Source organism: Sporosarcina sp. NPDC096371 (assembly GCF_044762865.1).
GTDB lineage: Bacteria > Bacillota > Bacilli > Bacillales_A > Planococcaceae > Sporosarcina.
In genome coordinates this window covers 546,019-559,918 of record NZ_JBIWFE010000003.1, presented here as the reverse complement: position 1 = coordinate 559,918, position 13,900 = coordinate 546,019, and the positions used below count along the sequence as shown (strand labels likewise).

Genomic DNA, 13,900 nt, shown 5'->3' with positions numbered 1-13,900 from the left:
TCCGTCAATTTTGAACGAAGAGTAGAACCAATACGAAGCTCAGCTTCAATGTCTTTCAGTATACGTGGATAACTGAAACGTCCATCCTTTAATAAGCGAGCGATGACTAGTGCATCTTTTTTATCGTGTTTTGTCGGTAAGTTATCATCAAGTTCTTTCGAACGTTTTACGTGCATTGGATTCACCATGACAAGTGGGATTCCGTAATGATCTAAGAAATAAGCTAAGTTCATCCAATAGTGGCCTGTAGGCTCAATCCCTATTATTACTTCAGTTTTCTTAGCTTCCTTCATTGTTTGAAGAATCTTTTCATACAAGTTTTCGAAGCCTTCTTTTGATTGATGTACCGCAAAAGCTTTTTCTATTACTCGCCCGCGTTCATCGACAAAGCATGCGTAATGAATACGCTTTGCAATATCCATACCGACAACGAGTGTATTTTCAGTAACTTGATTAATTTTATTATTCCATTTAGAATGCATAAAGGAGTCCTCCTTGTTTGATGATGGGTCAATGGTCGTTGACACTCATGCATCATACTAGAGGGCTCCTTTTCTTTCAAGACCTCGAACATCCTTCAAACAGGAATGCTGCTTCGTTAGTTGAAGAAGAAAAGGGGCTTAACCTCTAATTGAAGTAAAGCACCCGTTAGTTTAATTAGATTGTTGCTAAGAAACATTAATATCCAAAAGTTTCGCCTTCATTTAATTTCAAAATACGATTGTTAATCGAAACTTCATTATTGCTTTTCCATTCAACATTTACGTTTTCAGTTCTTTTTTCATAATAAATTCTCTTTTTAAACCAAAGTGGTCCATTCAATTCTCCTCTTACCCCAAATGTTCCCGCTGCTCCCGCATCCCAACGATAGAAATCTATGGTATAGCTATTATCTGGAGAACTCACCGTCTTTATAGGATCATTTGATCCAAATGAAGAAAAAAAGAGTGTAAACAATAGTGCTAAAAAAAGTGCGATAGATAACAACGACGACAAGGTTACCGTTAACCAACTTCTTGTTTTTGTCCGCCAGTTTCTCTTATCTTTAAGACCTTTAATGCCTAAAATAAAGGCTAGTACACTAATTATAAAGAGAATGTAATTTGGTGGTGATATTAACCAAGTGTTTTTAATATTGGAATATAATGAATAGAATGCTACTCCTAAACAAATAAGTATTAAATAAAACGCCCACAAGTTGTATCGTTTTACCAGATTACTCATACTATCCCACCCCTCTAGTACATAACGTTCATTGCTTTAGAATAGTTGCGCAACATTCTTATTCAACTAAACTGCTGCGTTAGTTGAACAACTTTTTATTATCATAGTACCATAATTCCCCATTTATGAGGCATTAAAAAAACACCTCATAAAGGTGCTTTCTGCTACACATAATGGTACTACCGCGAAATAAAAAAGCCAACAAATAGTATGTTGACTTCAGTAATCCTTATTAAACTAAGCCCCGTTAGTTTAAGTACAACATTTCACATATTTGATAGATTGTAATCGGATAATTCCATTAGAAAAAGCAAAAAGCTGTTTGAATTAGCACAGTGCGAAAACTCTAACGCTATTCGCTTTGTTCTCGACATTCCTTACTATATTCAATTTTTTTCATTTCCAATTCCACCTTTTTTTCTTCTAGCTCTAATTCTTTCTTTTTTAAATCGTTATCTGTTTTCTTAATATATCCATAATATATAAGAGAAAACCCAACAATTAATGTAATGTAAAAAAGAAAATCCAAATTTCTCACCCCTCCCCAGATAAAAAGAAAATAATCCTAATTTATTGTCCTTTTCACATTGATTCTCTCTTTCAATTATTCATTCTATGTTTTAAATATATACTTCTTGCATCTAAAAATAATTATAGAGATATTTAATACTTCTAGATCAATTAACGTTAGTTGAAGAAGCATTTATTATCATAGTACCATAATCACCCAATTAGAAGGCCTAAAAAACACAAGGTTTTGCTACCACACGTTATGTTCTACTACGAAATAAAAAAGCCAACAAATAGTATGTTGACTTCAGTAATCCTTATTAAACAAAAGCGTCCGTTAGTGCATTAAAAAGGATGCTTTAGATTTATTAATTTCCTGCTCTTCTTCCCATTCTTCTCGCAACATTCCCATCTTAATTGCATCAAAATACTCACCGTCAACCATTCTAGCATTTCTTATTCGTGCTTCTTCTTTCATCCCAATTCTATCCGCTACCTTCATCATTCTTACATTTCCTGACCACGTTGACATTCCTAACCGATGTAGATCAGTAGAACTGAATAAGAAATCAATCCAGAGTTTATAAGCCTCAGCTCCATAACCACCATTCCAGTAATTATTATCATAAATAACTATTCCAGTTTCTAACCAATGAGTGTTTTTATCTACCCAATAAGAGCCTACTGTTCCAATAAATTTATTTCCTACATAAATGATTAGTGTATTAGGAGTGTTGGGTGCAATTTCATAGTCTTTATACCAATTTTTTTGAAACTCTTCTTTTGTCATTTTAGACTCAAGTATGTAAGGCCCATTCCATTTCTTCGCTTCTTGTTTCTTATCTTCGTACTTCCAATAATATAAGTCATCAATATCTTGTTGGATAGCCTCTTTCAATTGAATTTTTTGCCCGACGATTTTTATCATAATTGTGAATCTCCTCCTCAATGTCTGTTCAAACTAATATTAACATAATATTCAACCGACTTCCAAAAAGGGGGGTTCTTGAAGTAAAGCACCCATTAGTTGAATAACAACAATCTTTTTGAAAACAGCCATTATTAAATACTTAATAATTACACATACTTCATAAAATCTTAAGTTTTATACTAAAAAAACCTTAAGAACTTCTTGCTACAATGAACAAGTCATATTATTTAGGAGGTTACGTTACAATGGATTTAATTAGTATAGTATTCGGTCTTTTACCGTATGTAAAATATTCTATTTTTATCATCACAGTCTTGATGATTGGATACTTTATATATAGAAAGTTTTATCAGACAAAGTATCCAATACGTCTATCTAAATTTGTTTTTATCACTTTACTTATTTGTTGGTTCATTGTTGTACTTGGAATCACAACTCTCAGTAGAGGGGCAAATTATACAGACCAGATTAATTTCAGTCTATTCACCAGTTATATAAATGCATGGAACAAGTGGTCACTGACTGAATTTCAGTTAATCATCTTTAATATGTTAATGTTTGTACCGTTAGGCGTGCTATTACCGTTGATTCATCATAAAAACAAATCGTTTCACCGTGTACTCGTTATATCAATTGTTTTCACATCTTCAATTGAAATTTTCCAATTGATTTCAGGTAAAGGGATTTTCGAATTAGACGACCTTTTGCATAATACCATTGGGAGTTTAGCGGGGTACTTTTTCGTGATGGTATTCATTTTATGGAGAGAACAACGAAAATTAATATTCGTACCGATTGCGAAAGCTATTTCTATTCCACTCGTTTTTATTGCGTTATTTGGTGTGGCAAATGTGGTGTATAACGCACAAGAATTTGGGAATTTGCCATTCAAACCTGCACAAAAACAAAATATGGAACAAGTACAGATGCAACTGGAAACTGATCTTTCTACTAAATTCCCTAACGCATGTGTTTATTACAATAAAGATGTGAATGATTTGAAAAAAGGGAAATTAATTGCCCAATCCATTGCTCAACAATTTAATTTGAAACAACAAGGTGGCATACGGATTGATGGGGATAATCGTATATTTACATTTCAAGACGATAAAGGCAGTCCCTATTATTTAACTTATTTCATGTCAAATGGTTCCTGGTCCTTAACATTCGATAATATAAATGATGCCCCCCTAAAAGTTGATATTAAACAGCAAAAGCAACTTTTAGAAAATTGGTTAAAAAATGAAGGACTATTACCTAATAACGCTATCTATCAGCAACAAGATGAACGTACAATTCGCTGGGATTTAGCTGAACCAGAGAATTTACAATCCACATGTGAAGATTTCTCTAAAGGTCTGGTTATGATTAGACTTTTTAGTCAGCAAGTACCCGACATATTATTTGATATTAGTGACAATGAAATGGTTACGAAAAAGCAATTAATTTCACAACAGCAAGCATATGAAGTATTGTTAAACGGAGAGTTTAGTACGTACGAACCTTTACAAAAAGGTGATACATTAACGATAACGAATGTTCGTCTAACCTATACTTATGATACAAAAGGTTACTATCAGCCTGTATATGTATTTACAAGCCGTGTTAATGATTCAGACTACCCGATTGAAGTTTTAATATCAGCTATTCAGTAAATAAAAAACTAAACTTCCCCCGAATAGTGGACACTAAAAAGTGTAGCTATTCGGTTTTTTTGTTCAATTCCAGTTATTCAATGAAAAAAGTTTTAACTTTGTCTAATAACAAATAATCCCCAATAAAACCTTGGAATGATAGGCAATATCAATACCCCTTCCAATAATGCCTATATTATAATATCTCTTCTTCAACTAAACTGCACCGTTAGTTCAAGAAGGAAATAGAGTTGAATCCCCTCTTGTTCGCCAAAAGCCCCCGATTGCTTATCGCCAGCTTTACTCTTGTTAACAGTTAATTTATGTGCTTTTTGTGTTGCCATTTTGCTATCCGCAGTTAATGCAACTGATTTCCCATCTTCGGAAATAACTACTTTATCAACAGTTCCGTCAAAAGTTATTACTTCTTCTTTTAGGTTAGTCTTACTTACCATGCCAACCGTAAAACAAATAAAAGCGCCTAAAACCAATGATATCAAGGGTTTCAGGCGTTATTTCAAATTGTAAAAATTCAGGATAATGAAAAGCTTCTGTTTAGTACATGGAGAGCTTTCAAGTGCACTTGCTTTTCTGGTAAGTTTATTCACTGCTCTGACTTCCCATCGAACCCTTCTTGTCCATTACGGGGTTGAATGATTCTCACCACTTAAAGTGGAGCTGATGAGACCTCCTTGTGTCATGCAAATTTTCTTTCCCTCTAATCCAGTCCTCCTAACTAACAGGTAATAATTGTGTTTTTGAATGTCCCCACATATTGGAATGTTATCCTATCCTGCAAGTCAATATGGTTTATGCTAACTGTTCCAAGTTTTGCTTTCCGGTCCTCTGCACAGAATCTCCTGATACCTACACTATACATTTCGACCACTATTACGGCAACGGCATATAATTGACCCCTCATCCAGTAGAGAAGAGTGCTACCAAATGCATATTAACCTTTTATCAGTCACTTTGATGATGGTTCTTAAAGTTGTTTCATTTCGGATGGCTAATCGTCATCACGTCTCAAAATATGTAAAGGGTGTTCAATTCAGAACCGGAAAGCACCGTCTTCAAACCACTTTTGTTTGTGTAGAAAAAGGATAGAAACTTTTCATTTTCTATCCTTTTTCTAACGTATTCCTCAAAAAGTAAAATCGCCTCAAACCCTTAATACTAAAGGATTTGAGGCGATTTTAATTAGTTCAAACTTAATCATTCCGAACCTAGATACGTCCCAGGAGGGATTCGAACCCCCGACCGACGGCTTAGAAGGCCGTTGCTCTATCCAGCTGAGCTACTGAGACATGTGCTTGAGTTATTAAATAACTCTTAAGGACAAGACTTAGTATATCCTGTATTAAAACGAAAGTCAACACTATTTAACAACTTATTTTATTTTAATTGAATCTACCGTTTCATGTCTCATATTCTTGAATGTTACACGCACAGTTTCGTCCCAATCCACAACTGCATATGTTGCCTCTTTACCACCCCGTGGCTGCATTGTACTCCCTGGATTCAAGAACAATATCCCGTCCTTCATTTCAGCACCGTATAGATGTGAATGGCCAAACAACACAATATCTGCGCCAAGTTCTTTGGCACTGTAATATAGCCCCATCAACGATGAACGTACATCATGTTCATGACCGTGAACAGCTAAAACCTTTTTCACCTGTACATCGACAACGATGGACGTTGGAAACCGCGCATCACGATCGCAATTGCCACGCACTCTATACATTGTATGCAAAACCGGATCATCGAATGACAACTCACTATCTCCACAATGAAAAATCGCATCCGCAGGTAGAGCAGAAACGGCTTTCACCGTCTCCTTATCCCCATGCGAATCACTCATGACAACTAGTTTCACTTGTGATCACCTACACTCTCCATAAATTGCGGTAACTGTACTTTTAACTGAGCCAGTGCCGCCCCACGATGCGAAATTAGACTTTTCTCTTCAGGTGACAATTCAGCCATCATTCGCCCCTGCTCCGGTACATAAAAAATTGGATCATAGCCAAAGCCATTTGTTCCCTTGCGCTCTGTGTGGATCAAACCTTCACAGCTGCCCGAAAATGTCTCTGTTTGAATGCCAGGTCCAGCCACAGCCAGTACGCAACGGAAACGTGCCGTACGACCTTCTGTAGGCACCGCTGCTAGCTCTTTTAGCACTTTATCGATATTGTCACCATCGTTCTTCTCCGGGCCTGCATAACGCGCAGAATAAACGCCTGGAGCGCCATCCAGTGCATCGATTTCAAGCCCACTATCATCCGCAATCACAATCTTATTTAGCAGACGAGCAACCGTCTCTGCTTTCAGGATTGCATTGTCTTCAAACGTGACACCCGTCTCTTCCACATCAATTGGCTCGTCCAAATCATTCAACGTCAAAACCCGCACGCCAAACGGCTTGAATAGCGTATCAAAATCTTTTGCTTTACCCAGATTATTCGTTGCGATTAATACTTCCTTCATCATTTAGCCACTTCTTTCATGCCAATCAAATCAGCAATCTCACCAAGCGCCTCGGATTGCACGGCAAATAATTGATGAATCCCTTGTTCTCCAAGCGAAACCAAGCCATTCATTTCCTCACGTGTGAATGTCGATTCCTCGCCTGTCCCCTGTAACTCAACAAATGCACCTGCACCCGTCATCACTACATTCATATCAACAGCTGCTGATGAATCTTCCACATAATCCAAGTCAAGAATAAGCTGACCTTCAGTTGTCTTCCCGACACTAATGGCTGCCAGGTTATCAGAAATCGGGAAAGTTGCCAATCCTTTGTCCGCATGCAATTTAGCAACCGCCATCGTCATCGCTACAAATGCACCTGTAATCGATGCTGTGCGCGTTCCTCCGTCTGCTTGAATCACATCACAGTCAATCCAAATCGTCCGCTCACCAAGCGCCTCTAAATTAGTGACTGCGCGCAATGCACGTCCAATTAGACGTTGTATTTCCATAGTACGTCCACCGACTTTACCTTTTGAAGATTCGCGCTGCGTGCGTTGGCCAGTTGCACGTGGCAACATGGAATATTCTGCAGTTACCCAACCTTTGCCGCTACCACGTAAAAAATGGGGAACCCGCTCTTCAATCGTAGCTGTGCAAATTACTTTCGTATTTCCAACAGAAATCAATACCGATCCTTCGGGATGCATTAAATAATTTGTTTCAATTGTTACTGGCCTATTCATGTCAGCCACTCGTCCATCATGTCTCATATTCAAAACCCTCCACCATTCAGTTTGCGCATTCATCTTATCATAACCCGTTTCACATACGCAAAAACCCGAAATATCCGACAACGGACATCTCAGGTTATTTCACAAGACAATATGCCTTACATCAGGTTTTTCGATCGACAACCAATCCTCAACAATCGGGGAAAATTGTTCAATCTTTCCTGTCGTATAGAAGATAGGCGCTATCTTGCTATCCACGATACGTTTACTATTGTCCGACATAAGCGTCCGTTCAACATCAGCTACAGTCTCCACCGCCGATGAAATGATATTCACGCTTTTTGGCAAATGGGCTTGAATATGATGCTGCATAAGAGGATAATGCGTGCATCCTAATATAGCTACATCGAATTCCTTACCTGAAAGACCCACAAGCGCTTTAGCCACAATATCACTGGCGGTTTCTGACTTATACAAACCACTTTCAACAATCGGAACAAATTCCGGACACGCAAGTGGATAAACCGTTGCACTCGGTAAAAGTGTATGGATTGCATCATCGTACGCCCCACTATTGATTGTCCCAACTGTTCCGAGAACTGCGATTTCGCCAGTTGTTGATGCCTTTACAGCGCCTCGTGCACCCGGGACGATGACGCCAATCACCGGAAACGAGAAATGCTCGCGAACCTCGTCAAGCGCCACAGCTGTTGCTGTATTACACGCGATGACTAACATTTTTATGCCCATGTCAGAAAGTGCCGATGCCATTTCCATTGTGAACTCCCGAACCTCTTCCGTCGAACGTGGCCCATACGGACAACGTGCATCATCGCCTATATAAACAATGGGTTCATTTGGTAATCGATCGAGCATTTCTTTCACAACGGTTAGACCGCCGACACCCGAATCGATTACGCCTATTGGTGCTTCCACTAAAATCCCTCAATCCTTTTTCATCTCTAGATGTAGTTTGCTAAGTAGCTCAGAAAAATCTTTCACTTGTTGTTCATCAAAATCGGCTAACACCTTGTCTAAATAATCCCGACGCTTATCAATGACTTCCTCGATAACACGTTCTCCTTCATCTAACAGGTGGATCCGAACAACACGACGGTCTTGTTCATCACGGACACGCTTTACAAGATTGTTTTTTTCCATCCGATCCACTAAATCGGTTGTAGTGCTGAATGCAAGAAACATCCTGTTCGACAAATCGCCAATCGTCATATCGCCATGTTCAAATAACCATTGCAATGCAATGAACTGGGGAGGTGTAATTGTATAATTACTAAGAATCCGACGCCCCTGTTGTTTAATGATGGCAGCAATATATCTTAAATCTTTCTCCATACTCGCTACTTCACTCGTATATTGTTTGTTTACATCGCTTTGTTCCGTCAAGTACACCAGCTCCTAAAAAAGATTACTGTTTATCTATTGTCACCCTTTTTAGCACGTATGGCAATACCTTTTCAGTTGATGGGTGAAAAAGGAACCTATAGCGATAAAATAATGTAAAAAAACAGCAGCCATGCAACCTACTCGATATAGGTCGCACAGCTACCACTTAAAAGATTGGTTACAATTTCAACTCTCCAAGTCGCAATAATTCAACAATCGCCTGTGCCCTGCCGGAAACACCTAGCTTCTGAATCGTGTTCGAAATATGGTTCCGAACAGTTTTTTCGCTAATTCCGAGCCGTCCCGCGATATCTTTTGTCGTGTTATCGTCAACGAGCAGATGAAAGATTTCTCGTTCCCTTGCCGTTAGCAATGAACGGTTTTTTGATTCCTCTGTCAAGACGCGCCCCTCCTATCCACTTTCACTCTAAAATATGTGAAGATGGGTTAGGCTGTGCCGGCTCCACGATTATTTAGTTAGTAAAATGCAACTTCTCTTTTTCAGTCCAATGAACGCTTTTCCCACTTTCTCTGCCAATTTGAACAATTGAACCACGACCCGTGATGACAATGTCGTCTTGCTCATTCTTCGCCATGTAGTGAATATCGAGAGAACTGTTACCAATTGTCGCTACTTTCACGTAGATTGTAAGCGTTTCATCGAAAAAGACCTGTTTTACATAATCACATTGCAAGTCTGCAACAACAGGAATCGCACTGCCTTCAGGGTTCAACCAATCGTTCATAAGTCCGGCATGTTTCAGGAATTCGATTCGTGCATATTCAAAATAGGTAAATGCCACTGTATTGTTCAAGTGGCCGTACATATCCGTTTCTGAAAACCGTACGGTGACTGGCACGGAAAACGTAAATTCAGATGCCCATATGGATACGTCCGTTATGTAAGTTGCTCTCATAAATAAAACCCCTTTCCGCAATGAATGAACATTCATTCTTTTATTCTATCAAAGTTCTATCAAGAAATAAAGAAAGTCTATTGAATCCGCTACGGTGCTCGGGTGGGCCTTCTCTGGTGATTGACAGTCACAATAGCTAAAGTTCATAAACAACAAAAACCCCGCCAGGCATAATGCCAAAGCGGGGCTTGAGACTGAAATCAGTCTACCATATGGTCGCTTCCGAAGAAGTTTTTGAACATTTGAATACTTGTTGCACGGTTCATAGCAGCGATAGATGTTGTCAATGGAATGCCTTTCGGACAAGCCACTACACAGTTCTGTGAGTTACCACATTCACCGATACCACCGTCTGACATAAGTGCAGCTAGACGCTCGTCCTTGTTCATCGCACCTGTTGGATGCGTGTTGAACAAACGGACTTGTGACAGCAATGCAGGACCCATGAAGTTCGTGTTGTCATTCACATTTGGACATGCTTCAAGACAAACACCACAAGTCATACATTTTGAAAGTTCATATGCCCATTGGCGCTTACGCTCAGGCATACGAGGACCTTCTCCAAGATCGTACGTTCCATCGATTGGAACCCACGCCTTGATTTTTTTCAAAGAATCAAACATGAATTCTCTGTCGACAATCAAGTCACGAACGACCGGGAATGTCTTCATCGGCTCAAGCGTAATTGGCTGAGTCAATTTATCAACAAGTGCTGTACACGATTGACGCGGACGGCCATTGATCACCATTGAACATGCACCACAAACTTCTTCCAGACAGTTCATGTCCCAGTTGATTGGTGTTGTTTTCTTACCTTCTTTATTGACTGGGTTACGACGAATTTCCATTAAAGCAGAAATAACGTTCATATTCGGTCTATATTCCAACTCGAACTCTTCCCAATACGGTGTAGATTCAGCTGTATCCTGACGACGAATTTTAAATACTACTGTTTTCGTCGCAGTTAGTTGCTCGCTCATATACGTCATTCTCCTTTCGTCGCGGAGTAGTCGCGTTTACGTGGCGCTACAAGGGACACATCAATCTCTTCATAGTGGAAGATTGGTGCAGATTTTCCGTCAAATTTCGCCATCGTAGTCTTCATAAATTTCTCGTCATCACGATTCGGGAAGTCTGGTTTGTAGTGAGCGCCACGGCTCTCATCACGATTCAGTGCTCCTAGAGTGATAACACGTGCTAGGTACAACATATTTTTCAACTGACGCGTAAATGTTGCGCCTTGGTTAGACCATTGTTGAGTATCTGTCATGTTGATGTTCTCGTAGCGCTCAAGAAGCTCTACGATTTTATCGTCTGTTGCTTGAAGTCTGTCGTTGTAACGAACCACTGTTACGTTATCTGTCATCCATTCGCCAAGCTCTTTGTGAAGGACATAAGCGTTCTCTGTACCATTCATTTTGAGCGTGTCATCCCACTTTTGTTGCTCTTCTGCAACTGCTGCGTCGAAAATTGTCGATGGAAGTTCTTCAGCAGTACGCTTCAATTTCTTCATGTAATGAACAGCGTTTGGTCCTGCAACCATTCCACCGTAAATTGCTGAAAGAAGTGAGTTCGCACCAAGACGGTTTGCACCGTGCTGTGAATAATCACATTCACCAGCAGCAAAAAGACCTGGAATATTTGTCATCTGATCATAATCTACCCAAAGTCCGCCCATTGAATAGTGGACAGCTGGGAAGATTTTCATTGGCAACTTACGTGGATCATCACCTGTGAATTTCTCATAGATTTCGATGATACCACCAAGCTTGATGTCAAGCTCTTTAGGATCTTTATGGGAAAGGTCTAAGTAGACCATGTTTTCGCCGTTAATACCTAGTTTTTGATTGACGCAGACGTCAAAAATTTCACGTGTCGCAACGTCACGTGGTACAAGGTTTCCGTATGCCGGATATTTTTCTTCTAGGAAGTACCAAGGCTTACCATCTTTATATGTCCAAACACGGCCACCTTCACCACGTGCAGATTCACTCATAAGACGAAGTTTATCGTCCCCTGGAATTGCAGTTGGGTGAATTTGGATGAACTCACCATTCGAATAGTAAGCTCCTTGTTGATAAACGATAGAAGCGGCAGAACCTGTATTGATGACAGAGTTTGTTGTTTTCCCGAAAATAATTCCAGGTCCACCTGTCGCCATGATTACTGCATCACCTTTAAACGCTTTAATTTCCATCGTTTTAAGGTTTTGCGCTTTAATACCGCGACAAACGCCATCTTCATCTAGAACAACACCAAGGAATTCCCAGTGTTCATATTTCGTAACTAATCCAGCAACTTCATGACTACGAACTTGCTCGTCCAGTGCATATAGAAGCTGTTGTCCAGTTGTCGCACCTGCAAATGCTGTACGGTGGTGAAGCGTTCCGCCGAAACGTCTGAAATCCAAAAGTCCTTCAGGTGTACGGTTGAACATAACACCCATCCGGTCTAGTAAGTGAATGATTCCTGGTGCTGCATCCGTCATTGCTTTAACAGGTGGTTGGTTCGCAAGGAAGTCACCGCCGTATACAGTATCATCTAAGTGGATGTCAGGCGAGTCGCCTTCCCCTTTTGTGTTTACTGCACCGTTGATGCCGCCCTGAGCACATACAGAGTGGGAACGTTTAACCGGAACAAGTGAGAATAGGTCAACCGGTGTGCCTTCCTCCGCTGCTTTAATGACTGCCATCAAGCCCGCAAGACCGCCGCCAACGACAATCAATCTGCTTTTTGCCATTATTGTTTCACTCCTCAAATTATCAGTGATCTCATTATTTCAAGTTAAATCATTTGCAAATTAAACAAATGCAAGTAGTGCTTGGACACCGATTGTAGCAAGTACTAAGAACACTACAATTGTAACGTAAGTAACGATTTTTTGTGAGCGTGGTGATTGTGCAAGTCCCCAAGTAACTAAGAATGACCATAGGCCGTTCGCCAAGTGGAACGTTGCTGCGATCACACCAGCAATGTAGAACGCAAGCATGAATGGGTTATCTAAAATATTAGCCATCATATTGAAGTCTACTTCAGTGCCCAATGCTTTCTGAATTCTTGTTTCATAGATGTGCCATGCAATGAAGATGACAAGGAATACACCTGTCGTACGTTGCAACATGAACATCCAGTTGCGGAAAGTACCGTAGCGTTGTACGTTATTTTTCGCTGTAAAAGCTATGTACAGGCCGTAAAACGCATGGAACATAAGTGGGATGTAGATGATAAACCATTCTAAGAATAGTACGAATGGTAGGCTCCCCATAAAGTTAGATGCGGTGTTGAACGCTTCTTCGCCGCGCGTTGCAAAATGGTTAATAACCAAATGCTGGGCAACAAAAAGCCCAACCGGAATAATTCCGAGCAATGAGTGTAGACGACGTAAGTAAAAATCTGATTCTCTCGACAAGTCTTTTACCCTCCCTTATTACTGAGGTTAACGATCAAGATGATGTCATCGTTTTGACACGAAGCAATCATTGACGGTTTCCCTCCTCGTGGTACAATATTAGAACATGTCCATTGTACTCCTCTGTTTTAAAGAGGTCAAGACGATGTGGTATTTTGATTTGTTTCTTATAGAAGAAATTTCGCAATAAAATAGAATACCATTTATTTTCATCCGAAAGGATTGCATAGTCGATTGGAAAATACTACATACGATTCGCCGACTCGCTTCGGCCATGAAATTTTACGCGATCATGTCTTACCCAGCATTTTGGGTGCTCACCAAGGTGAAATCCTCTACTGGGCAGGAAAGGAAGTAGCGAGAAAGTTTCCTGTTTTCAACATTGAAGAGATCCCTGTGTTCTTTCAAGAAGCAAGTTGGGGAACCCTTTCTCTTGAAAAAGAAATTAAAGACGAGGCTTTTTACACAATGAATAATGTGGATGAAATAATTATTCAGAACAGATCTTTTCAATTAGAAGCCGGCTTTCTGGCAGAACAATACCAAAAATTGAATGGACTTCTTACCGAATGTTACGGAGAAGTAAATTCTCAAAAAGGACAAGTTCTCTTCCATGTGAAATGGGATTTGAAAACGAAGATTGACGTATAAAAAAGATGCATCCA

17 protein-coding genes and 1 tRNA gene are annotated in these 13,900 nt (G+C 39.7%); 2 read left to right on the top strand and 16 right to left on the bottom strand.

Features of this window, described 5'->3' with window-relative positions; all coding sequences use genetic code 11:
• The 4 genes from ACIQ0H_RS11400 to ACIQ0H_RS11385 all read right to left on the bottom strand — a co-directional run.
• A partial coding sequence (locus ACIQ0H_RS11400) for an IS110 family transposase (protein WP_403414452.1) occupies positions 1 to 482 on the bottom strand: 482 nt, incomplete at its 3' end.
• Positions 483 to 678: 196 nt separating this feature from the next.
• Complete coding sequence (locus tag ACIQ0H_RS11395; protein ID WP_403414450.1) at positions 679 to 1,224, bottom strand: DUF5412 family protein; 546 nt, start codon at positions 1,222 to 1,224, stop codon at positions 679 to 681.
• Positions 1,225 to 1,576: 352 nt separating this feature from the next.
• A complete protein-coding gene (locus ACIQ0H_RS11390) occupies positions 1,577 to 1,753 on the bottom strand; it encodes a hypothetical protein (RefSeq protein WP_403414447.1) in 177 nt (58 codons plus the stop codon).
• A 318-nt stretch (positions 1,754 to 2,071) separates the two neighbouring features.
• Positions 2,072 to 2,662, bottom strand: coding sequence for a GNAT family N-acetyltransferase (locus ACIQ0H_RS11385; protein ID WP_403414444.1), 591 nt, complete (start codon positions 2,660 to 2,662; stop codon positions 2,072 to 2,074).
• 212 nt (positions 2,663 to 2,874) lie between these two features.
• Here ACIQ0H_RS11385 and ACIQ0H_RS11380 point away from each other — a divergent pair, with 212 nt between their 5' ends.
• Positions 2,875 to 4,320, top strand: coding sequence for a VanZ family protein (locus ACIQ0H_RS11380; RefSeq protein WP_403414441.1), 1,446 nt, complete (start codon positions 2,875 to 2,877; stop codon positions 4,318 to 4,320).
• A gap of 191 nt (positions 4,321 to 4,511) precedes the next feature.
• Here ACIQ0H_RS11380 and ACIQ0H_RS11375 read toward each other — a convergent pair whose 3' ends face one another.
• From ACIQ0H_RS11375 to ACIQ0H_RS11320, 12 genes are all read right to left on the bottom strand, one after another.
• Complete coding sequence (locus ACIQ0H_RS11375) at positions 4,512 to 4,754, bottom strand: hypothetical protein (protein WP_403414439.1); 243 nt, start codon at positions 4,752 to 4,754, stop codon at positions 4,512 to 4,514.
• 778 nt (positions 4,755 to 5,532) lie between these two features.
• Positions 5,533 to 5,606: transfer RNA gene (locus ACIQ0H_RS11370), tRNA-Arg, on the bottom strand.
• An 83-nt stretch (positions 5,607 to 5,689) separates the two neighbouring features.
• Positions 5,690 to 6,178: a metallophosphoesterase gene (locus tag ACIQ0H_RS11365; protein WP_403414436.1), complete on the bottom strand. Its 489-nt coding sequence runs from the start codon at positions 6,176 to 6,178 to the stop codon at positions 5,690 to 5,692.
• On the bottom strand, positions 6,175 to 6,789 hold the full coding sequence (locus ACIQ0H_RS11360) for an XTP/dITP diphosphatase (protein WP_403414434.1): 615 nt from the start codon (positions 6,787 to 6,789) through the stop codon (positions 6,175 to 6,177). The genes ACIQ0H_RS11365 and ACIQ0H_RS11360 overlap by 4 nt, the downstream gene beginning before the upstream one ends.
• The gene (gene rph, locus ACIQ0H_RS11355) at positions 6,789 to 7,544 is read right to left on the bottom strand and encodes a ribonuclease PH (protein ID WP_403414431.1); all 756 of its coding nucleotides are present in this window, start codon (positions 7,542 to 7,544) and stop codon (positions 6,789 to 6,791) included. Before rph ends, ACIQ0H_RS11360 begins: the two co-directional genes overlap by 1 nt.
• 102 nt (positions 7,545 to 7,646) lie before the next feature.
• The gene (gene racE / locus ACIQ0H_RS11350) at positions 7,647 to 8,441 is read right to left on the bottom strand and encodes a glutamate racemase (RefSeq protein WP_403414429.1); all 795 of its coding nucleotides are present in this window, start codon (positions 8,439 to 8,441) and stop codon (positions 7,647 to 7,649) included.
• A 9-nt stretch (positions 8,442 to 8,450) separates the two neighbouring features.
• Entirely contained in the window at positions 8,451 to 8,858 is a 408-nt protein-coding gene (locus tag ACIQ0H_RS11345; RefSeq protein WP_403414545.1) for a MarR family winged helix-turn-helix transcriptional regulator, read from the bottom strand.
• Positions 8,859 to 9,087: 229 nt separating this feature from the next.
• The gene (locus tag ACIQ0H_RS11340) at positions 9,088 to 9,309 is read right to left on the bottom strand and encodes a helix-turn-helix domain-containing protein (protein WP_403414427.1); all 222 of its coding nucleotides are present in this window, start codon (positions 9,307 to 9,309) and stop codon (positions 9,088 to 9,090) included.
• A gap of 73 nt (positions 9,310 to 9,382) precedes the next feature.
• A complete protein-coding gene (locus ACIQ0H_RS11335; protein WP_403414424.1) occupies positions 9,383 to 9,826 on the bottom strand; it encodes an acyl-CoA thioesterase in 444 nt (147 codons plus the stop codon).
• A 200-nt stretch (positions 9,827 to 10,026) separates the two neighbouring features.
• Positions 10,027 to 10,806, bottom strand: a complete 780-nt coding sequence (gene sdhB / locus ACIQ0H_RS11330) for a succinate dehydrogenase iron-sulfur subunit (RefSeq protein ID WP_403414421.1) — start codon at positions 10,804 to 10,806, stop codon at positions 10,027 to 10,029.
• A 5-nt stretch (positions 10,807 to 10,811) separates the two neighbouring features.
• Positions 10,812 to 12,566 carry a succinate dehydrogenase flavoprotein subunit gene (gene sdhA / locus ACIQ0H_RS11325; protein WP_403414418.1) on the bottom strand — a complete coding sequence of 585 codons (1,755 nt, stop codon included), beginning with the start codon at positions 12,564 to 12,566 and terminating at the stop codon, positions 10,812 to 10,814.
• 60 nt (positions 12,567 to 12,626) lie between these two features.
• Entirely contained in the window at positions 12,627 to 13,235 is a 609-nt protein-coding gene (locus ACIQ0H_RS11320; RefSeq protein ID WP_403414416.1) for a succinate dehydrogenase cytochrome b558 subunit, read from the bottom strand.
• 234 nt (positions 13,236 to 13,469) lie between these two features.
• On the opposite strand from ACIQ0H_RS11320, the gene ACIQ0H_RS11315 reads away from it, so the two are divergent.
• Positions 13,470 to 13,886: a YslB family protein gene (locus tag ACIQ0H_RS11315; RefSeq protein WP_403414414.1), complete on the top strand. Its 417-nt coding sequence runs from the start codon at positions 13,470 to 13,472 to the stop codon at positions 13,884 to 13,886.
• Positions 13,887 to 13,900: the final 14 nt, after the last annotated feature.

Excerpts from the sequence above, each read along its gene's own strand:
- ACIQ0H_RS11395 (WP_403414450.1), bottom strand. The coding sequence starts at position 1,224 with ATGAGTAATCTGGTAAAACGATACAACTTGTGGGCGTTTTATTTAATA.
- ACIQ0H_RS11345 (WP_403414545.1), bottom strand. The coding sequence starts at position 8,858 with ATGGAGAAAGATTTAAGATATATTGCTGCCATCATTAAACAACAGGGG.
- sdhB (WP_403414421.1), bottom strand. The coding sequence starts at position 10,806 with ATGAGCGAGCAACTAACTGCGACGAAAACAGTAGTATTTAAAATTCGT.
- ACIQ0H_RS11375 (WP_403414439.1), bottom strand. The coding sequence starts at position 4,754 with ATGGTAAGTAAGACTAACCTAAAAGAAGAAGTAATAACTTTTGACGGA.
- sdhA (WP_403414418.1), bottom strand. The coding sequence starts at position 12,566 with ATGGCAAAAAGCAGATTGATTGTCGTTGGCGGCGGTCTTGCGGGCTTG.
- rph (WP_403414431.1), bottom strand. The coding sequence starts at position 7,544 with ATGAGACATGATGGACGAGTGGCTGACATGAATAGGCCAGTAACAATT.
- ACIQ0H_RS11360 (WP_403414434.1), bottom strand. The coding sequence starts at position 6,789 with ATGAAGGAAGTATTAATCGCAACGAATAATCTGGGTAAAGCAAAAGAT.
- ACIQ0H_RS11385 (WP_403414444.1), bottom strand. The coding sequence starts at position 2,662 with ATGATAAAAATCGTCGGGCAAAAAATTCAATTGAAAGAGGCTATCCAA.
- ACIQ0H_RS11380 (WP_403414441.1), top strand. The coding sequence starts at position 2,875 with ATGAACAAGTCATATTATTTAGGAGGTTACGTTACAATGGATTTAATT.
- ACIQ0H_RS11335 (WP_403414424.1), bottom strand. The coding sequence starts at position 9,826 with ATGAGAGCAACTTACATAACGGACGTATCCATATGGGCATCTGAATTT.